Source organism: Pseudomonas sp. S150, assembly GCF_004526365.1.
In the GTDB taxonomy this organism is placed as follows: domain Bacteria; phylum Pseudomonadota; class Gammaproteobacteria; order Pseudomonadales; family Pseudomonadaceae; genus Aquipseudomonas; species Aquipseudomonas putida_A.
The window spans coordinates 272,650-287,979 of record NZ_CP038207.1; the positions used below are offsets into that span (position 1 = coordinate 272,650).

Annotated in this window: 8 protein-coding genes and 2 pseudogenes; 1 reads left to right on the plus strand and 9 read right to left on the minus strand. The window is 57.4% G+C overall.

The features are described 5' to 3' along the window. Nucleotides 1-484 precede the first annotated feature (484 nt). The 9 genes and pseudogenes from E3Z29_RS01350 to E3Z29_RS01390 all read right to left on the minus strand — a co-directional run. Nucleotides 485-2,986 (minus strand): fimbria/pilus outer membrane usher protein, encoded by a 2,502-nt coding sequence (locus tag E3Z29_RS01350; protein WP_134784960.1) that lies wholly within the window; start codon nt 2,984-2,986, stop codon nt 485-487. Between the two features lie 85 nt (nt 2,987-3,071). Continuing rightward, complete coding sequence (locus E3Z29_RS01355) at nt 3,072-3,821, minus strand: molecular chaperone (RefSeq protein WP_134784961.1); 750 nt, start codon at nt 3,819-3,821, stop codon at nt 3,072-3,074. A gap of 72 nt (nt 3,822-3,893) precedes the next feature. Then, nucleotides 3,894-4,481: a fimbrial protein gene (locus E3Z29_RS01360; RefSeq protein WP_134784962.1), complete on the minus strand. Its 588-nt coding sequence runs from the start codon at nt 4,479-4,481 to the stop codon at nt 3,894-3,896. Between the two features lie 106 nt (nt 4,482-4,587). Further along, on the minus strand, nt 4,588-5,232 hold the full coding sequence (locus E3Z29_RS01365; RefSeq protein WP_134784963.1) for a response regulator: 645 nt from the start codon (nt 5,230-5,232) through the stop codon (nt 4,588-4,590). 19 nt (nt 5,233-5,251) lie between these two features. Continuing rightward, nucleotides 5,252-8,423, minus strand: a pseudogene (locus tag E3Z29_RS01370) (ATP-binding protein). A gap of 86 nt (nt 8,424-8,509) precedes the next feature. Then, the gene (locus tag E3Z29_RS01375) at nt 8,510-9,697 is read right to left on the minus strand and encodes an EAL domain-containing response regulator (protein WP_134784964.1); all 1,188 of its coding nucleotides are present in this window, start codon (nt 9,695-9,697) and stop codon (nt 8,510-8,512) included. After that, the gene (locus tag E3Z29_RS01380) at nt 9,684-12,497 is read right to left on the minus strand and encodes a response regulator (protein WP_134784965.1); all 2,814 of its coding nucleotides are present in this window, start codon (nt 12,495-12,497) and stop codon (nt 9,684-9,686) included. The genes E3Z29_RS01375 and E3Z29_RS01380 overlap by 14 nt, the downstream gene beginning before the upstream one ends. Nucleotides 12,498-12,552: 55 nt before the next feature. After that, nucleotides 12,553-13,173: a fimbrial protein gene (locus E3Z29_RS01385; RefSeq protein WP_256662059.1), complete on the minus strand. Its 621-nt coding sequence runs from the start codon at nt 13,171-13,173 to the stop codon at nt 12,553-12,555. Between the two features lie 65 nt (nt 13,174-13,238). After that, nucleotides 13,239-13,521 (minus strand): annotated as a pseudogene (locus tag E3Z29_RS01390) (IS3 family transposase); the annotation flags it as partial. Between the two features lie 439 nt (nt 13,522-13,960). On the opposite strand from E3Z29_RS01390, the gene E3Z29_RS01395 reads away from it, so the two are divergent. Next, nucleotides 13,961-14,677, plus strand: coding sequence for a hypothetical protein (locus tag E3Z29_RS01395; protein ID WP_134784967.1), 717 nt, complete (start codon nt 13,961-13,963; stop codon nt 14,675-14,677). The last annotated feature ends 653 nt before the right edge of the window (nt 14,678-15,330 follow it).

Here is a 15,330-nt window from a genome sequence, read left to right on the forward strand (position 1 = left end):
CTCAAATCGGCCCTAGAAACGCAGAATAAGGCCGATGGTTTGAAAAAACGGCTTGAAAATGGAGGACGGCGCGAACGGGTTAATTGTTCAGCGTCTCTCTAAAGGTTTTATCAATTTTTCAAGTTACTGCTCGCATTGTTTGAAAGTATTACCTTACAAGGCGATATCCAATAAAAATCAGACATTTCCTAAACTTAAAGGGGCTGCCAATTACCCCCCCCCCGAAGTACGTCTCGCACGACCGCAGCGCGCGGATCTTCCATGGCGTCGCCAAACGGCTGACGATAGTGGGCGCTGGTGAACAGTTCGAACAGCACGCGGCTTCCTGTCTGGGGCGATAGCGCACCTGCAAGGGCGAAGACACGTCCGGTTCTTGCTGCGTGGTGTCTTCGATTTCGACGTGGGCGCCAAGGTTAGGCGTATTTAGGCTGATTCAGTTCACAACCACGCGGGAGTAACTGCCGTCCCTACTGCGACCGGACGATCAGCGACTGCTCGTAATCCGTGGTGAACTGCACACCAGTGAAATACGCTCATAGTTCAGCGCCTTATTGCGTTCCGGCAACGCATACGGCGCCTCACACCGCTGGCCCTGCCAGTTGATGATGAGTGTGCCGGCGTCGGCTTCGACCAGCGCCAGCGCCTTGCCACCGGGATCCGAGATCGCCAACTGCTTGCCGTTGCTATCTTCGAGCGACGCGCCAAACGGAATGGGCCGGTGTTGGCTGTCGAACAAAGCGAATTGCACACGCCGCCCGGTCTTGCTGGCGTAACGTGCCACGACCACGGCACCGCGTCGGGGCACTACTTGCCGAGTTGCATTCTCGATCTCGATATCGCCGCCCAAGTCACGGGTGTCCAGGTTGATCCAGTTCACGCGATAGGGCTGCGCGTTGGGTACCACGGCGAAGCCGTTACTGGCGGTTTTGGCCCCGGAGTAGCTGCCGATCTTGACTCCCGCCACGCCTTCGACCTGGGCCAATGCGAACGTCTCGCCCACGGCTTGCCCCAGGTTGATTCCGCCGGCGTGGCCCACGACCGAACCTGCCAGGTTAAGGCTCTGCGAGTTGTACCCGCGTCCCTGACTGTAGCCGGCACTGAGGTCCATCACTGACGTACGGCTGCTCAGATTGATCGAACCGCTGCTGCCACCGCTGCTACTGTTGCCACCTTGCACCGAGTAGTAGGTGTCGCTGTCCTCTGACAGATAGCCATTGATGCCCACTTGGGTGCTGTCGTCGGCTTTCTGCGTGCTGGCGGACACGAAGGCCCGTGGTGCACGGGGCTTGGAGCCCAGCGGGAATGACACGGACAGGTTGAGCAGCGTGTCATTGTTCGACGCCCCATAGTTGCCGACATCCTTGGAGTATGTGGCCCCGATGTTGTAACTCATCTCACCCCAATAATTGCTGTAACCCGCCGACAGACTCTGCGAACCGCCGCGCCCCCAGTAGCGCTGGTCGCTGGCGTTTACGTAGATGCTGCCATATTGCTGGTTGCGTCCCAGGCTCTGGTTGACGGTGAGGTCGGTGCGGGTTTTCGAGTTGCCGGAGCGTTTCGGACCGTCGCTGCTCAGCTCTTCGACGTGCTCGGTGAGGGTGCGATAGCCCTCGGTCGAGTAGCGGTAGGCGGCCAGGGTGAAGTTGGTGTCCGTACCGGTAAATGTCTTGGCATACAGCGCACGCAAGCTGTTGCCCTTGACGGTCTGATCGAAGGTGCGGCTGCTGGAGTGGGTCACGTCCAGCGAGACCGCACCAATCGGCGTGTTACGCCCCGCGCCCACGGACAACGCCTGGAAATTGTCCGACGCCTGGACTCCGACGATCATCGACAGATCGCTGCTGACCCCATAGGCGAGGGTGCTGCTGACGAGCTGCGGTGACTTTTGATCATCGCTGTTGCTGTTGTACTGGCCGACCGAAACGCTGTATTTCAACTGGCCCTGGCGCACCATGATCGGCAGGCTGGAAAACGCTTGCACCGACACCCGGCGCCGACCATCGGCTTCGATAATCGTCACTTCGAGATCGCCGTTGGAGCCGCTGGGGTAGAAATCGCTGATTTCGAACGGACCCGTTGGCACATTGGCGGTGTAAAGAATGTAGTTGTTCTGACGAACTTCCACGGTGGCACTGGACTGCGCAATACCGCGAATGATAGGTGCATAACCGCGCTCACTGTCGGCGCGCATGCCGTCGTCCGACGCCAGTTTCAAGCCGCGATAGCGCACGCTGTCGAACAGGTCGGCATCGGAAAAAATGTCCCCGGCACTGAACTGACCCTTCAGGGCGGTCACGTCATGTTGCAGGTAGCTGCGATTGCTTTTGAAGGCGCTGGGACGGCCGGTGCTGCTGTTGAAGTTCGATTCGTTACGCAGTCGCCATGCACCGAGGTTGATCCCGTTGCGCAAACCGACGTTGTTGGACAGCGTGTTTTGCGCCTCGGTGCTGTTGCGGCTGCTGCTTAGCTGATAGTTGATGAACGCTGCAGGCACGCCTTCGTCCCACAGCGCCGGGGCGACATAACCATGCCGACCGCGTTCCATGGCGCTTTGCGGCACGCTGACCATCAGCCGCAGACGCGGCACGTCGTAACGCACAGTGGCGTGATCGATCAAGGCAGGCAGGTCGAGACAGGCGTTCGGGTCATTGCCGATCCTTTTGTCGGCGGCTTGTAGTTTGCTGATGTCGACCCCCAATTGCTGCACCGTTTCCAGGGTCAGGCAGGCCTCGACCTTGCCCGTGCCGGGATGGTGACGGAAGTCGATATCGCGACGGCCGACCAGCGTTTCGTTGCCGTAGAGGTCCACCCGATAAATACCCGGCAGCACGCGACTGGTGGCGAGCAGTGATTGCAGGTCGATAGAGGACGGTGCGCCTTGCAGAAACGATGTATTGAACTGTTCATCGCTATCCGCCAGGCAGGCGCTGCTGAAAACTAGGGCGATCGAAAACGGCGCCAATCCGTTGCGCTTGAGTAAAAACATGCAGGAACCCTATATCACCTCCGATACGAACTAACGGAGCGAAGAGAAATACAGTGACAGTGCGGCTGTGACAGCTACACGGAAGTTATGGCGCTTCTTTATTCAAAGTGGCTCGAACATCAGTACTGCTGGATAATTGCGCGCCATAACGGTCTTGTGCGCCATAGTCATTAATACTGCTGAATAACAGGCGGGCGGTATTTATATGATGCAGTTGTTTGAGGCTGAACTCTTTTTGTTCGCCGGGGGCAATCATCATCGAATCAAAAGGCTGTTCGCTGAGTGCGCCGGATTGCAGCTTTATATCGGCAATCGAGACGTGATACTGGCCGGGGTTGTTCACCACCAGAAAGCTTTTGCCGGCCCGTTCGGCCAGGCGCCAGCTCAGTTCGCTCGGTGCCAGATAGGCGTTGTTTTTCAGTCCCGCCGGGCGGAAGAACACCTTGATGCGTTGACGCACCGCCAGTTGCAAGGTGTTGGCGGATTTCGCCGTCTGCGGGATTTCCTGCACGTTGAGCCACACCACCGACTCCCGGTCGGTAGGCATGCCCGTGCCTTCGTAAATCACCCGAAGTATCTGCTGTTCGTCGCTGCTGACACGCACCAGTGGCGGGGTGACGGCAAACGGTACAGCGGCGGTTTCGCTGGCATCGGTGTCGATCCAGGACTGGATCAACACATCTTCACCGCTATTGCGCACGGTGATCCCGGCTTCCTTGTGCTGGCCGTCGAATACCAGTCGGGTGCTGCTCAAAGAGATGCCGGCCATGGCCTGATCAGCCATGAGCAGGCCCAACAGGCCTGCGCAAATGGACAGTGTGTGACGATAGAACATGAGGGGTACCGCACAATTGAATGAGGGTACAGGGCCGAGCGGCCCCGCACCGGACTTGAATGTTCGCGCGGATTATTCGTATTGCAGCGTGAACGGCAGGGTGGCATCGCCACGACCGGCAACGGCTGTCGCCACAGCGGCGGTGGTGACGTAGGCTGCCGAGAATTTCAGCGTGGTGTTGTTATCTTGCAGGGTGTTCTCGATCTTCGCCGTGGACGGCGAGCTCAGGTCGATCAACTTACCGTTAGCGTCGAGCAAGGCGATACCGATGTTCTTGGCTGCACCCAGGCCGTCGATCAGCTTCAGCACTTTGGTACCGGGAACGATGCCCGAACCTGCGCCCTTGGTCGGTTCGAAGATCATCGCGACCTTGGTGCCGGCGTTGCAGTTGATCTTCATGTCGAAGTTCTCGACGCTCAGAGCGCCGTTGCCTTTAGGTGCGGTGGCTGTGCCCATGTCCTTGATCGACACTTCGCCCATGTTTACGGAAATGGTTTTGTTCTTTCCGGCGCCATCGACGGAGCAGGCATCGTTGTTGATGGTGCCGGTGAAGTTGATGGTGCCACTGCCAGCCTTGGTCGGTGTCGGGTCTGCTGCGAGGGCGTTGCCGACTGCGGCCATGATTGAAAGTGCGAGAAGTGCGCGAGACAGCTTTTCCATGTTGTTTACCATGTTGGCGGGTTAAAACAACACGATAAAGTACGCACTTCTTATGGGACATCAGACGATCCTTAGAAGTTGATTTAGTACTTATTTAAGTTTCCTGTTAGTTAAACAGATTGCATTCTATGCAATAAGCCAGTAAGTCCTGATCGCTATGGACTTCAAGTTTACGCATGGCCGATATCTTCTGAGTGCTGATGGTTTTCGCACTTCTGTTCAATCCCCGTGCGATCTCACTGACGCCCAGTCCCGAGACAAACAAGCGCAGTATTTCGTGTTCTTTGGGCGACAGTCGGGTGAAGCGTTCGTCCAGATCTGCGCCGTCGACCACCACCGAGGTCGGCGGTGGCCGACGGCGCACCGGGTTGCCCCGGGCAATGGCATTGAGCGCCGTTTCGATTTCGTTATGCAACTGGTTTTTCTGGATGATGCCCAGCACTCCGAGTTCGTGCAGGCGCGACAGGATCAGTGGATTGGAAATCATGGTCAGCACCAGCACCCGTACGTTGGGGAAGTGCCGCGTCAGGTACTCCACCAGTTTCAGACCATCGCCGTAGGACGAGTCGCCGGGCATATTGAAATCGGTGATGACCAGGTCCACCTCCTGGGTTTCGAGCAGGTTGATCAGCTCGTTGGAACAAACCGCTTCGCCCACCACGCGAAAGCGTTTTTCACGCTCAACCAACTCACGCACCCCCACCAATACGATGGGATGGTCATCGGCAATGACAACGTTAAGGGTTTCCATGGGCGGTATCCAGAGTAAATTATTCAAGGGTATCCAGTAGATCTTTCAATCGGGCCAGACTCTGGCGGACTTCTAGGTCCAGGGCGTTGGTCACGGTCAAACCGTTCAAACGACACTCCAGCTCGACAAACGTAGTGGCCATGGCTTCGACCTGCACCGCGCCCAGCGCACCGGCCATGCTGTGCAGTTGCTGCGCCACGCGGGTGGCATCGGCATTATCCAGCGCCGCCAATGTGACCTGTATGTCCTGGCTTAGGGTCGTGACAAACAATTCGCGCATTTTTGGTGACAGCTGTATCGGCTTGGCAATGGCCGCAGGCAGGGCGATTTTGCAGTGTTGTTCAAGGTGGGTGCGCAAGGTAGCCAGGTTGAGCGGCTTGACCATCCAGGCATTCATACCGACGGCGGCGCAGCGTTCGCCTTCTTCGCGCAGGGCGTTGGCGGTGACACCGATAATCGGCAATGCCGGATCCTGTTGGCGCAATGCGGCCGCCAGTTGGTAGCCGTTCATGATCGGCATGTTGACATCGGTCAGCACTAGGTCGAAGCGTCCGGGCGACCACTGTGCCAGGGCCTGTTCGCCATTGGCCACGACAGTCACCGAGCAGCCCAGCACCTCCAGTTGCTCTCTTTGATGATGGCCGAGTTGATCACGTTGTCTTCCGCCACCAGCACCCGCAGATTGAGGCGCCGGGTTTTTTCCGTCGGCAAAGGATGACTGTCGGAACTGGTGCCTTGGTGGGCCATGTAGAGATGGCCCAGGCAATCGCACGTACATCGTTGGCGTTGACCTCTTGGCCGGTACCGCGAAGCTGCGACGGGTTGGGCCCGTCCGGTATGGCAATGATCTTTGGGCCGGGCCAGGTCAGGGTGTGAGGGAGTGGTGAAAACGCTACCAGCAGCGCCGATGACACTGGCATATCGGTCGTCACTGGGTGGGACTCGAGGCCAAAGCGATTGAACCAGGCGATGAGGTGTTGTGCCTGCTCAGCGACTTGCGCGTACACATAGACGGCGGGGGTGCCCGGGCTGAATTCGGGGCAATCGGCCAGCTCGCCGGGCACGCGCTCCAGCCCGAGTTGCAGGGTGAAGCTGCTGCCCAGTCCGGGTTCACTGACCACGTTCAACTGGCCCGCCATCAATTCGCACAGCCATTTACAAATCGCCAGGCCGAGACCGGCACCGGCCTGTTCGATGGCGTTGTTGACCTGATAGAAAGGGGTGAACAGCTGCTGTTGCTGCGCCTGGGAAATCCCCATCCCCGAATCGCTGACTTGCCACTGCACGTTGACTTGGCCGTCGATGCTGTCCAGCACCCGTACCCTGAGTACGACGCGGCCGTTGTCGGTGAACTTGATCGCGTTGCTCAACAGGTTTTTGAGGATCTGGCGAATCCGCAGCGGGTCACCGCGCACCCGATCCGGCAGCGTCGTGTCAATGCAGGCATAAAGTTGCAGGCCCTTGGACCGGGCGAAGGCGCTGTAGGCGCGCACGGTGTCTTCGGTCAGTTCCAGCGGGCAGAAATCCTGAAGTTCCAGGGTCATTTGCCCGGCTTCGATTTTCGACACATCCAGCACATCGCTGATCAGTTGGAACAACGTGGCGGAGGAGCGCTGGATGGTGTGCAGGTAATCCTGCTGGCGCGGGGTGAGCGGCGTCAGGTCAAGCAGTTCCAGGGTGCCCAGCACGCCGTACAGGGGGGTACGGATCTCATGGCTCATGGTGGCGAGAAACCGGCTCTTGGCCTGATTCGCCGAGTCGGCGGCCTGGCGCGCCTCTTCCAGCGCCATCGCGTCCTCGACATGCTGGGTCACGTCATGCAGTGCACACAGCCAAGCGTTCTGGCCCTGGTAACGGGTGGGCACGAAGGCAACATGCAGGTGGCGCCCGCCAATTTCGACGTCGGCGTGGCCGGACTCGGGATGCGACGTGAGCAAACTCATCAACTGGCTGTTGTCGTGCCATTGCTGGGCGCGCTGGTTTTCCAGCATCACGTGGTGGTCGCTACGACGGATCACGCACAGGCCGGTCGGCGCCGTATCGATCACAGCACGGCTGAAGGCCTCGCTTTCGGCGATGCTGGCGTGTGCGCTTTGTGCCGGCAGAATGACCCGGATTCGGTACCAACGATTGATGGCTCGACTGCAGCCGAGTATTGCCAGTACCAGCACGATCAGGCACAGCAATGGCCACAGTGCGTAATCGAGAAAACTCTGCACAGTGATGACGTAGATCGCCGTCCAGTTCGCTTCACCGGGGCTAGTCAGTTTGAACACTAGGCCGTCGCGGTTGAAATTCACCCCTTCGTGCAACGTCTGGCCGGGTTTCAGGGCGCCGGTCAGGATTACACCGCCAGGCGTGATCAAGGTGAGGTTGTCGTAGATCGACCACTTCATCAGCCTCTCGATGTTGTTGACCTGAGACAGATTAAGCAGCGAGGCCAGTATCACCCAGGTATCGGCGCCCTCGACGCTTAGCGCGCTCTTGGCCAGGTCGATGTTCACGTAGGCCATCAGGGTCGGTGCGGTCCTGTCTTGCCGGGCCGGTGAATAAGGTTCCCAGTGCACCTGAAAATCGCGCGGCGATGAATTGCGCTCGCGCATGCGCTTGTTCACCTGGGTGATCGCCTGAACCACTTCGCCAATCGGCATCGGGTTCGCACCGCGCAAACGTCCGGCGGCGGGCACGACCACATCAAAGTTGTCGGGACCATTGACCAGGATGACCTGGGGCGACTGATAATGTGACGCCGACCAGAACGCGCTGTAGTATGCGGCCAGGTGAGTGCCGAGCGCAAAGATTCTGGGGTATTGATCGGCGGCGATTTTGTCCGGGTTGATCTTCAGGCTGTAGGGAAGCGAAAACGGCAGGCCACGGCCTTCATAAGTGTTCGGTCCTTCCTCGGGTAGGGCTTTTTGTAGGGGGGGCGGCATCGTGCTCGTGGGCAGCGGCTCGTCCTTGGCGCTTTCGCGGGCGATATCCCGCAGGAACACTTCCTGTTCGCGGACGTTCTCCATCAGCGCGGCAAAATGAAACTGCAAGGTATCGTGTCGTTCTTCGATCATGCGCATCACCCCCACGTAGCTGATGCCGAGCAACAGCAATACGAGAGCGGTGAGCACCAGCAGGCCCTTGTTCAGGCGCGATGAACTGCTGGCGAGTTTTTCCAGGACGGTATCGGGATGCGGCATCAGCGTGCTTGGCCCGCAGTGATGGATAAGTCTTGGGACACAGTGACCTCGATAGCAAGTGACGTTCGTCAACACCCGCCTGCGGGTCAATAAGCGTTCGCCGGCCCGTCATGGGTCAGCAATTGCTGGAACTGATCCAAAGACACGGCGTGGGAGATCAGGAAACCCTGAACCTGAGTGCAGTCGATTTTACGCAACAGAGCAAGTTCTTGCGCGGTTTCCACGCCTTCCGCCACCACGGTCAGACCCAACTGCCGCCCCAAGCTGACAATGCTGGTCAAAGCCTGAGCCAGTTCCTCGTTGGTATTGCAACCCTGCACCAGCGTGCGGTCGATCTTCAATTCGGTGAAGGGCGCCGACACCAGGTTCATGTAGGAGCTATAGCCCTTGCCGAAATCATCCTGGGACAGGTCGAACCCCTTGATCCGCAGGCGGCAGGCACCGGCGTAGAAGTTGCTGATGTCATCGGGCACCGAGCATTCCATCAACTCGAAGCAGATGCGTGCCGGTAAACCTTGATGGGCCAGCACGAACGCGAGGATGCGGTCGGGCAGGTCGTGGCTGTTGAGCAAGTGCGTGGGCAGGTTGATCGAGACCGGAATGTCATAACCCTGCTGGCGCCAGACGATTTGGGCGGCAATCGCTTGTTCCAGTACCCGCCACAGCAATTGTTCTTCGAGGCCGCAGGCGATCAGCTCCGGCAGGAATGCGCCGGGCAGCAGTGTGCCGTGCTCGGGATGAATCCAGCGCACCAGTGCTTCGGCGGCCACGATCCGGCCATTATTCAAGGCTTTTTTGGGTTGGAACCAGGCTTGCAGTTCGCCATTGTCCAGAGCCTGCAGAATACTCTGGCGGTTGATGCCTTCGCGGGGCTCGGTCGGTTTCGTCTGGCGCAGCGCCTGCAATTGATCGATCAGGCAGCGCAGTGCGGCCGAGTTCACCGGTTTGGAGATCAGCCCGATCACCTTCACTTGCAGATTGCTCGCCACCAGGCTGGCGCCCATCAACATACGGCGTGAGGCCGCACTCATGATTGCCAGCGCGGGACGCGAACGTTGTGCGGCGAGACCCTGTATGAACTGCACGCCGTCCATGCCCGGCATTAGTAGGTCGGTGAGTACCAGGTCAAAGTTGCGTTTCTTCAGGCAGGTCAGTGCGGCTTCGCCGTCCTTGGCGCACACGACATCGAACTGGCCTAGTTCGTTGAACAGGTTCTGCAAGTACAGGTGCTGGAAGGGGTGGTCTTCGACAATCAAAATGCTACAGGGCTTCATGAGCAACTCGAGCGTAGGGAGCCAGGACAGCGAACAAGGCTCGTAGCGTAAATGGTTTGACCAGGCAGTGATTCATGCCGGCGGCCAGGCACAGGGCGTCTTCACCGCGCATCGCGTTGGCGGTGGCGCCGATGATCGGGGTGGTGCAGCCCTGACGTCGCAAGGTCTTGGCCAATTCGTAGCCATTGAGTCGGGGCATGTTGACGTCGGTCAGAACGACGTCGAACGCGCGCTCGCGCCAGAGCGACAACGCTTCCTCGCCATCGCTGGTTAGCGCCACTGTGCAGCCCAGCTCTTCAAGCTGATCGCGCAGGATCAGTTGGTTGATGACGTTGTCCTCCGCCACCAGAATGTGTAGGCACAACGGCCGCACAGCGTGGGGTTCGCTTTGTTCCGGTTGATGGGTAATCGGACCACCCTGAGCCAGGCGAACCGCCCGCTGGATCGCGGCCAGATCGTTCAGGTTTACCTTCCAGCCATCGCCGCAGAATTGTGGCTCGTGGGCGCCGTCGCCGCTGGCCAGAACTCGCAGCCCTTGCCATGCCGGTCTCGAACGTTGTTCGAAGGGCGCGGGATAGAGTTCCAGCAACACAGCCGTCGTATCAGGTTCCAGGACGTCAGGTGCGCCGATCTGCGGTCGGGCACCCCAGCGGCGCAGCCAACCGTTGATGCTGTCGGCCAGTTCGCGGATGGGCGAGACCACATAGATGATGTCCGGTGCCAAGGCCGGCAATGCTGCAGGTGATGCATGGCAGGGGCGTTGTTCCAGCGGCACGCTCAGGGAAAAACTGCTGCCCAGTCCCGGCTCACTGACCATGCGCAGGGTGCCGTTCATCAAGTGTGTCAATCGCTGGCAAATGGGCAGGCCCAGACCTGTGCCGGCCACCACATTGGTGTTGCCTTCGGTCTGGTAGAACGGTTTGAAAATGAAGGCCTGATCGTGATGAGCGATACCTTTGCCGGTGTCCGAGACTTGCCATTGCAGATACACCTTTTCATCTTCGCGACGGTGCAGTTTGACCCTTAGTACCACGCGCCCAGAGTCGGTGAACTTGACCGCGTTGTTCAGCAGATTGTTGAGAATCTGTCGCATGCGGCTAGCATCTCCCATCAAGCGATCCGGCAGTTGCGGGTCGAGGCAGGCATACAGCTGCAAACCTTTGTTCTGCGCCGCTGCCGCGTATCCCTGGACCACCTCTTGCACCAGCGTCGTCGGGCAAAACTCGCTCAACTCCAGGGCCAGTTGCCCGGCCTCGATTTTCGACACATCCAGCACGTCGCAAATCAACTGCAGCAGTGTGGCAGACGACCCCTCAATGGCTTGCAGGTAACTTTTCTGCCGGCTATCCAGTTGCGTGCGTGCCAGTAATTCCAGCGTGCCGAGCACGCCATAGAGCGGTGTGCGGATTTCGTGGCTCATGGTCGCGAGGAACAAGGTCTTGGCTTCATTGGCGGCGTCCGCCGATTGGCGTGCCTGCTCCAGCGCCGCTTCGATTTGTCGTCGCGCACTGATGTCGCTGAACGCGCACAGCAACACGTCCTCGCTCTTGTAGCGGGTGGGGGCACAACTCAGGTAAAGGTGGCGGCCATCGGCGGTCTCGAAATCATCCGTCAGGAAAGGTTCGGTATCATCGAAGGCCTCCCGGATCCAGCTAGCGCCCAGTTGCGTACCGCATTCGCCCAGCCATTGACGGGCGAGAGTGTTTTCCAGCACTACCTGGCCATCGGTGCGCCGCAGTACGCAGAGGGCCACCGGGGCGGTCTGGATCACGTCGCGGCTGAACAGCTCGCTTTCCACCAGTGCCTGGATCCGGTGAATGGCCGGGTTGATGAAGCGGTGTTCCAGTCGCCGGGTCAGCACGCACACTAGGCTGATACTGAGCAGGCAGAACAGCAGCGCTCCCAGCATTTGCGGCCACAGCGCCGACAACACCGCCAGCAAGTCGATGGAGTAGGTGAGTTGCCAATCCGATGACTTCAGTTGCTTGCGCAGCACCAGTTGCTCGGGCCACCAGCCGGTACCGACAAAACCGAAAAAGTCCTGTTGCCGAAGCAGCGGCAGATCCTGTCCGGGTCGCGGTTTCAGGCTATTGCTGAAGAGCGGCATGCCTTGCGAGTTGAACATGGTGAACTCGCCCGCGCTGTGGTCGCTCAAGGCACTGGAGACTTCGCGATCGTCCATTTCCAGGCCGAGCCAGCCGGAGTCGATGTCACGTTCGTCCAGGCGAATGAAAATGTACAACTGCGAGTGCCCGTCAACGGCAGGGGTCAGCCAGAGTTCTTGCAGGGCACTGGTGTTGTGATATTTGAGGGCTTGCAGTTGTTCCAGCATGGCCTGGGAAAAATCACCGACCATCGGCGTTGCGTTGTAAAGGCGCAACACTTGGGCATGGGGATCGCTGCTGATGTAGATCAGGTTCAACTGTTTGGCTGTGAGGTAATCGCGCATGCGCCGGGTCAGCCAGATACTCCATTGCTTGCCCGGCGTTTGTCCCAGCAGCAGGCATATCTCTTCATTAGAGACCGGTCCCTCTATTTCGGCCTTGCGCGTGGCCGACAGGCTCAGGCTTTCGAGCAGTGCTTCACGGGTGGTGAAAAAGGTGTGCGCTTCGGCGATGGCGCTGCTCATGTAGCTGCGGCGCTGGGAGATTTCGTTGTTGAAGGTAAACAGCAGAAAGCTGTACACGCCGCCGAGAATGCCCACCAGCAGCACCAGGGCAAAAATGCGCAACAGGCGACGCGCGGCATGAGGTGTGGACAGGATCGGGCTGATCTGGTGGAGGTAGCTTTTTAATCTCATCCCGGCACTGTAGGGGCGGCCAGATGCCGGGAAAATCAGACGATCCTTAGTTTGGTTAGAGGTAATTCACGATGAAGGTGACTTCGGTGTTGGCGCTGCCAGCCTTGAGTTCGTCCGTCGTCAGGCGGTTATACGAAGCCGACAAGGGAATCTTGAAATCGTTGCCGGTGGTCGTGAACGCATCGAACGGGGAGGTCGTGTCCAGCGCGACCGGTTGCCCGGTGTCATTGAGCAACTGCAGGCCTATGCCTTTCGCGGTGGAGCTGTTGTTGAGCGGGATGATACCTTTGGCGGCGTCGATGACCGGGGTGTTGGCCTTGAGCGAGTAAGTGACTTTGTTGCTGCCGGTCTGACACTGATTCAAGCCAATGTTGAACCGCACCTTGCGGGGTGTGGCGCCAGCCTCGCGAAACTCGTGGAGTGGATAGTCGTCACCCATGGCAACCGGCGCGGACGGGGTCTGACACGAGGCAGCATTCAGCACGATGGGGCTGCTCAGATTGAATCTCATCAGGATCAGATCATCGGATTGCAGGGTGCCCAGGTCGCCTACATCGACCTTAACCTGCGAAGTCAGCTCGCCACTCTTGATGATTTCCAGGCGGATACTGCCGGCATCGATGGCGTACAGGGGGTTCGCCACGATGGTGTGCAAAGACGACTCGTATCGCAACATCATCTCCATCTAGATAAGGTACGATAGCCCGGTCTTCCCTAAGGGGTTGAATTGCCCCGGATTCTCTAGACACCTTGCAAGCTCATTGCGTAACGCTTTTCAAACTCTACCGGCGACAGCTGATTGTTGAAACCATGTCGGCGTTTTGAGTTGTAGAACATCTCGATGTAATCGAACACATCACTGCGAGCATCTTCCCGCTTGGTATAGATTTTCCTCTTGATCCGCTCCCGCTTTAGCAGCTGGAAAAAGCTCTCAGCCACGGCGTTGTCATGACAGTTGCCACGACGACTCATGCTTGCGACTAAGTTGTTCGCCTTCAAAAAAGCTGCGCCAATCGGAGCTACTGCTCGACTACTGGAAAATTATGGGATCGAGAAGCACTTGACAAGTATCCATGGGGCTCTCTCAATAGCTACTCGTTTACCACTTCAAAGTACGCCTCCCCGGCAGAGGCTCGGGAGTTTGTTCAATTTATAGCCAGGGCTGCAGTTGTTTCGGTAAAACCTGTGGAGTTGGTCGAGGTAGCTCCTCTACCTGCCAAGGGCTATGAGCGGTGGATCATGCTCTAGCGAGCGCCTGTGGGGCAGTGAACGGTAGGGCGGTGGCCAATTCGCATTTGGTCACCCATTTGTTTTGACCCGCCAGCACCTAGGCCGAGATAAAAAGCTGGTCACTAGCTACGCTTGCGGAAGTCAAATTTTACAGCAATTGTTTTTTGCACTAGGGCGCCGTCCATGCAAGCATGGCGGACGAGTTTCGTGTCCACTCGGTGCATTGGGGGCCTATGGAAAGCCAATTTGAATCGAAATTTATGAGTGATTTTGGAAGCCTTCTTACCCAAAATAAATGGAAGCAAGTTGATAAGCTTGCACCTCTGGTGGGCCGCATGGCAGCCATCGCCCTTATCGGTAATGAGCGTACTTCACGAGATGAGATAGCAGTACTGGCAACTATCATAAGTACTTTTAAACCTTTGAATTTGTATTCGTATAAAATGCTACCTAATAAGGCGGTGTTATCTGGATGCTCGCCTCAAGGGAATCGAGTTCTGATATATCCACAGTTCAGGATAGAAAAGCCGGAGCGTATTATCACGCGAGCCAACCGAACCGAATATTGGTACGTCGATATCGCGATCAAGATTTTCTCGAGAAAAGATAGCGATATATGTATAGGGTTGTGGGCCGCGGAATATGATGGTCACCCACAACACCTAATTGAGTCAGGGATAACATTTTCTCATTTTAGAGATGTTGTAATCGATAACGTTATCGGAATGAGACCTATCCATATTACAAAAAATTACTGGTCTTCTAACACTAAGGAGTATATAGATAATATCTCACTTCACATTGATCGCGCCAACAACTCTACAGACTGTCTATCGCTCAAAGACCTGCGCTCGTTTTACCGCAACACCTATGACTCTCCAGAGCTCGAAGTGGTCGGGGATGGGAGAATTAAAAATGCAATTTCATGGGAGCTAGCGAAGCTTGATTAGTTGTATGCCATATTTTTATGGACTCTTGCGGACTCACTTTGAGTGCTCAAATTCTGCGCAACAACATAGCCTGTGCTACATCGTGTGATTGCGCATCGATCTGTCGCCATGACTTTCTTTCTATAAATTCAGCGAAAGGCTCAGTCAGGTCAGCGCAACCGACTCGACCAATGTGGGAAGGTTCATCGTTTTCGTCGTAATACACTTGGACTCTTCACTACCTGCTGTGCTACGGCGTTGTATCCTTCAAAAGAGGTGGCCACTCGGCCTACGGCGTATCGGGAACCAGCTGCACAGACACAGGATCATGGAGATCCTCAACGACCCTGATGCACTGGTCGCTAAGCTGACCGGCCTATTTGCTACAGCAGATAGCCCCCTACAGATCCTTGGGGGCCATAGTCGATCAGCGGCGCGTTGTAGTAACTGGCAGTATCTTATGGACTTCTCAGGGTGGAAGGGCCGGGGATTCACACTCGCCCAGATCCAATTATTTTCCACCAGGACAATGCGCTGCGTGTCCAAGGATGCTCCGAGCCAAACGCCTTTAATAGACCATTTGCACTGATCTGTATCAGCGGAGGCGTTTCGGAGATCCCTGTATCGACGCAGGGATGGTTTCCAGGTGGCGACCAAAGGTAGGACACTTACCG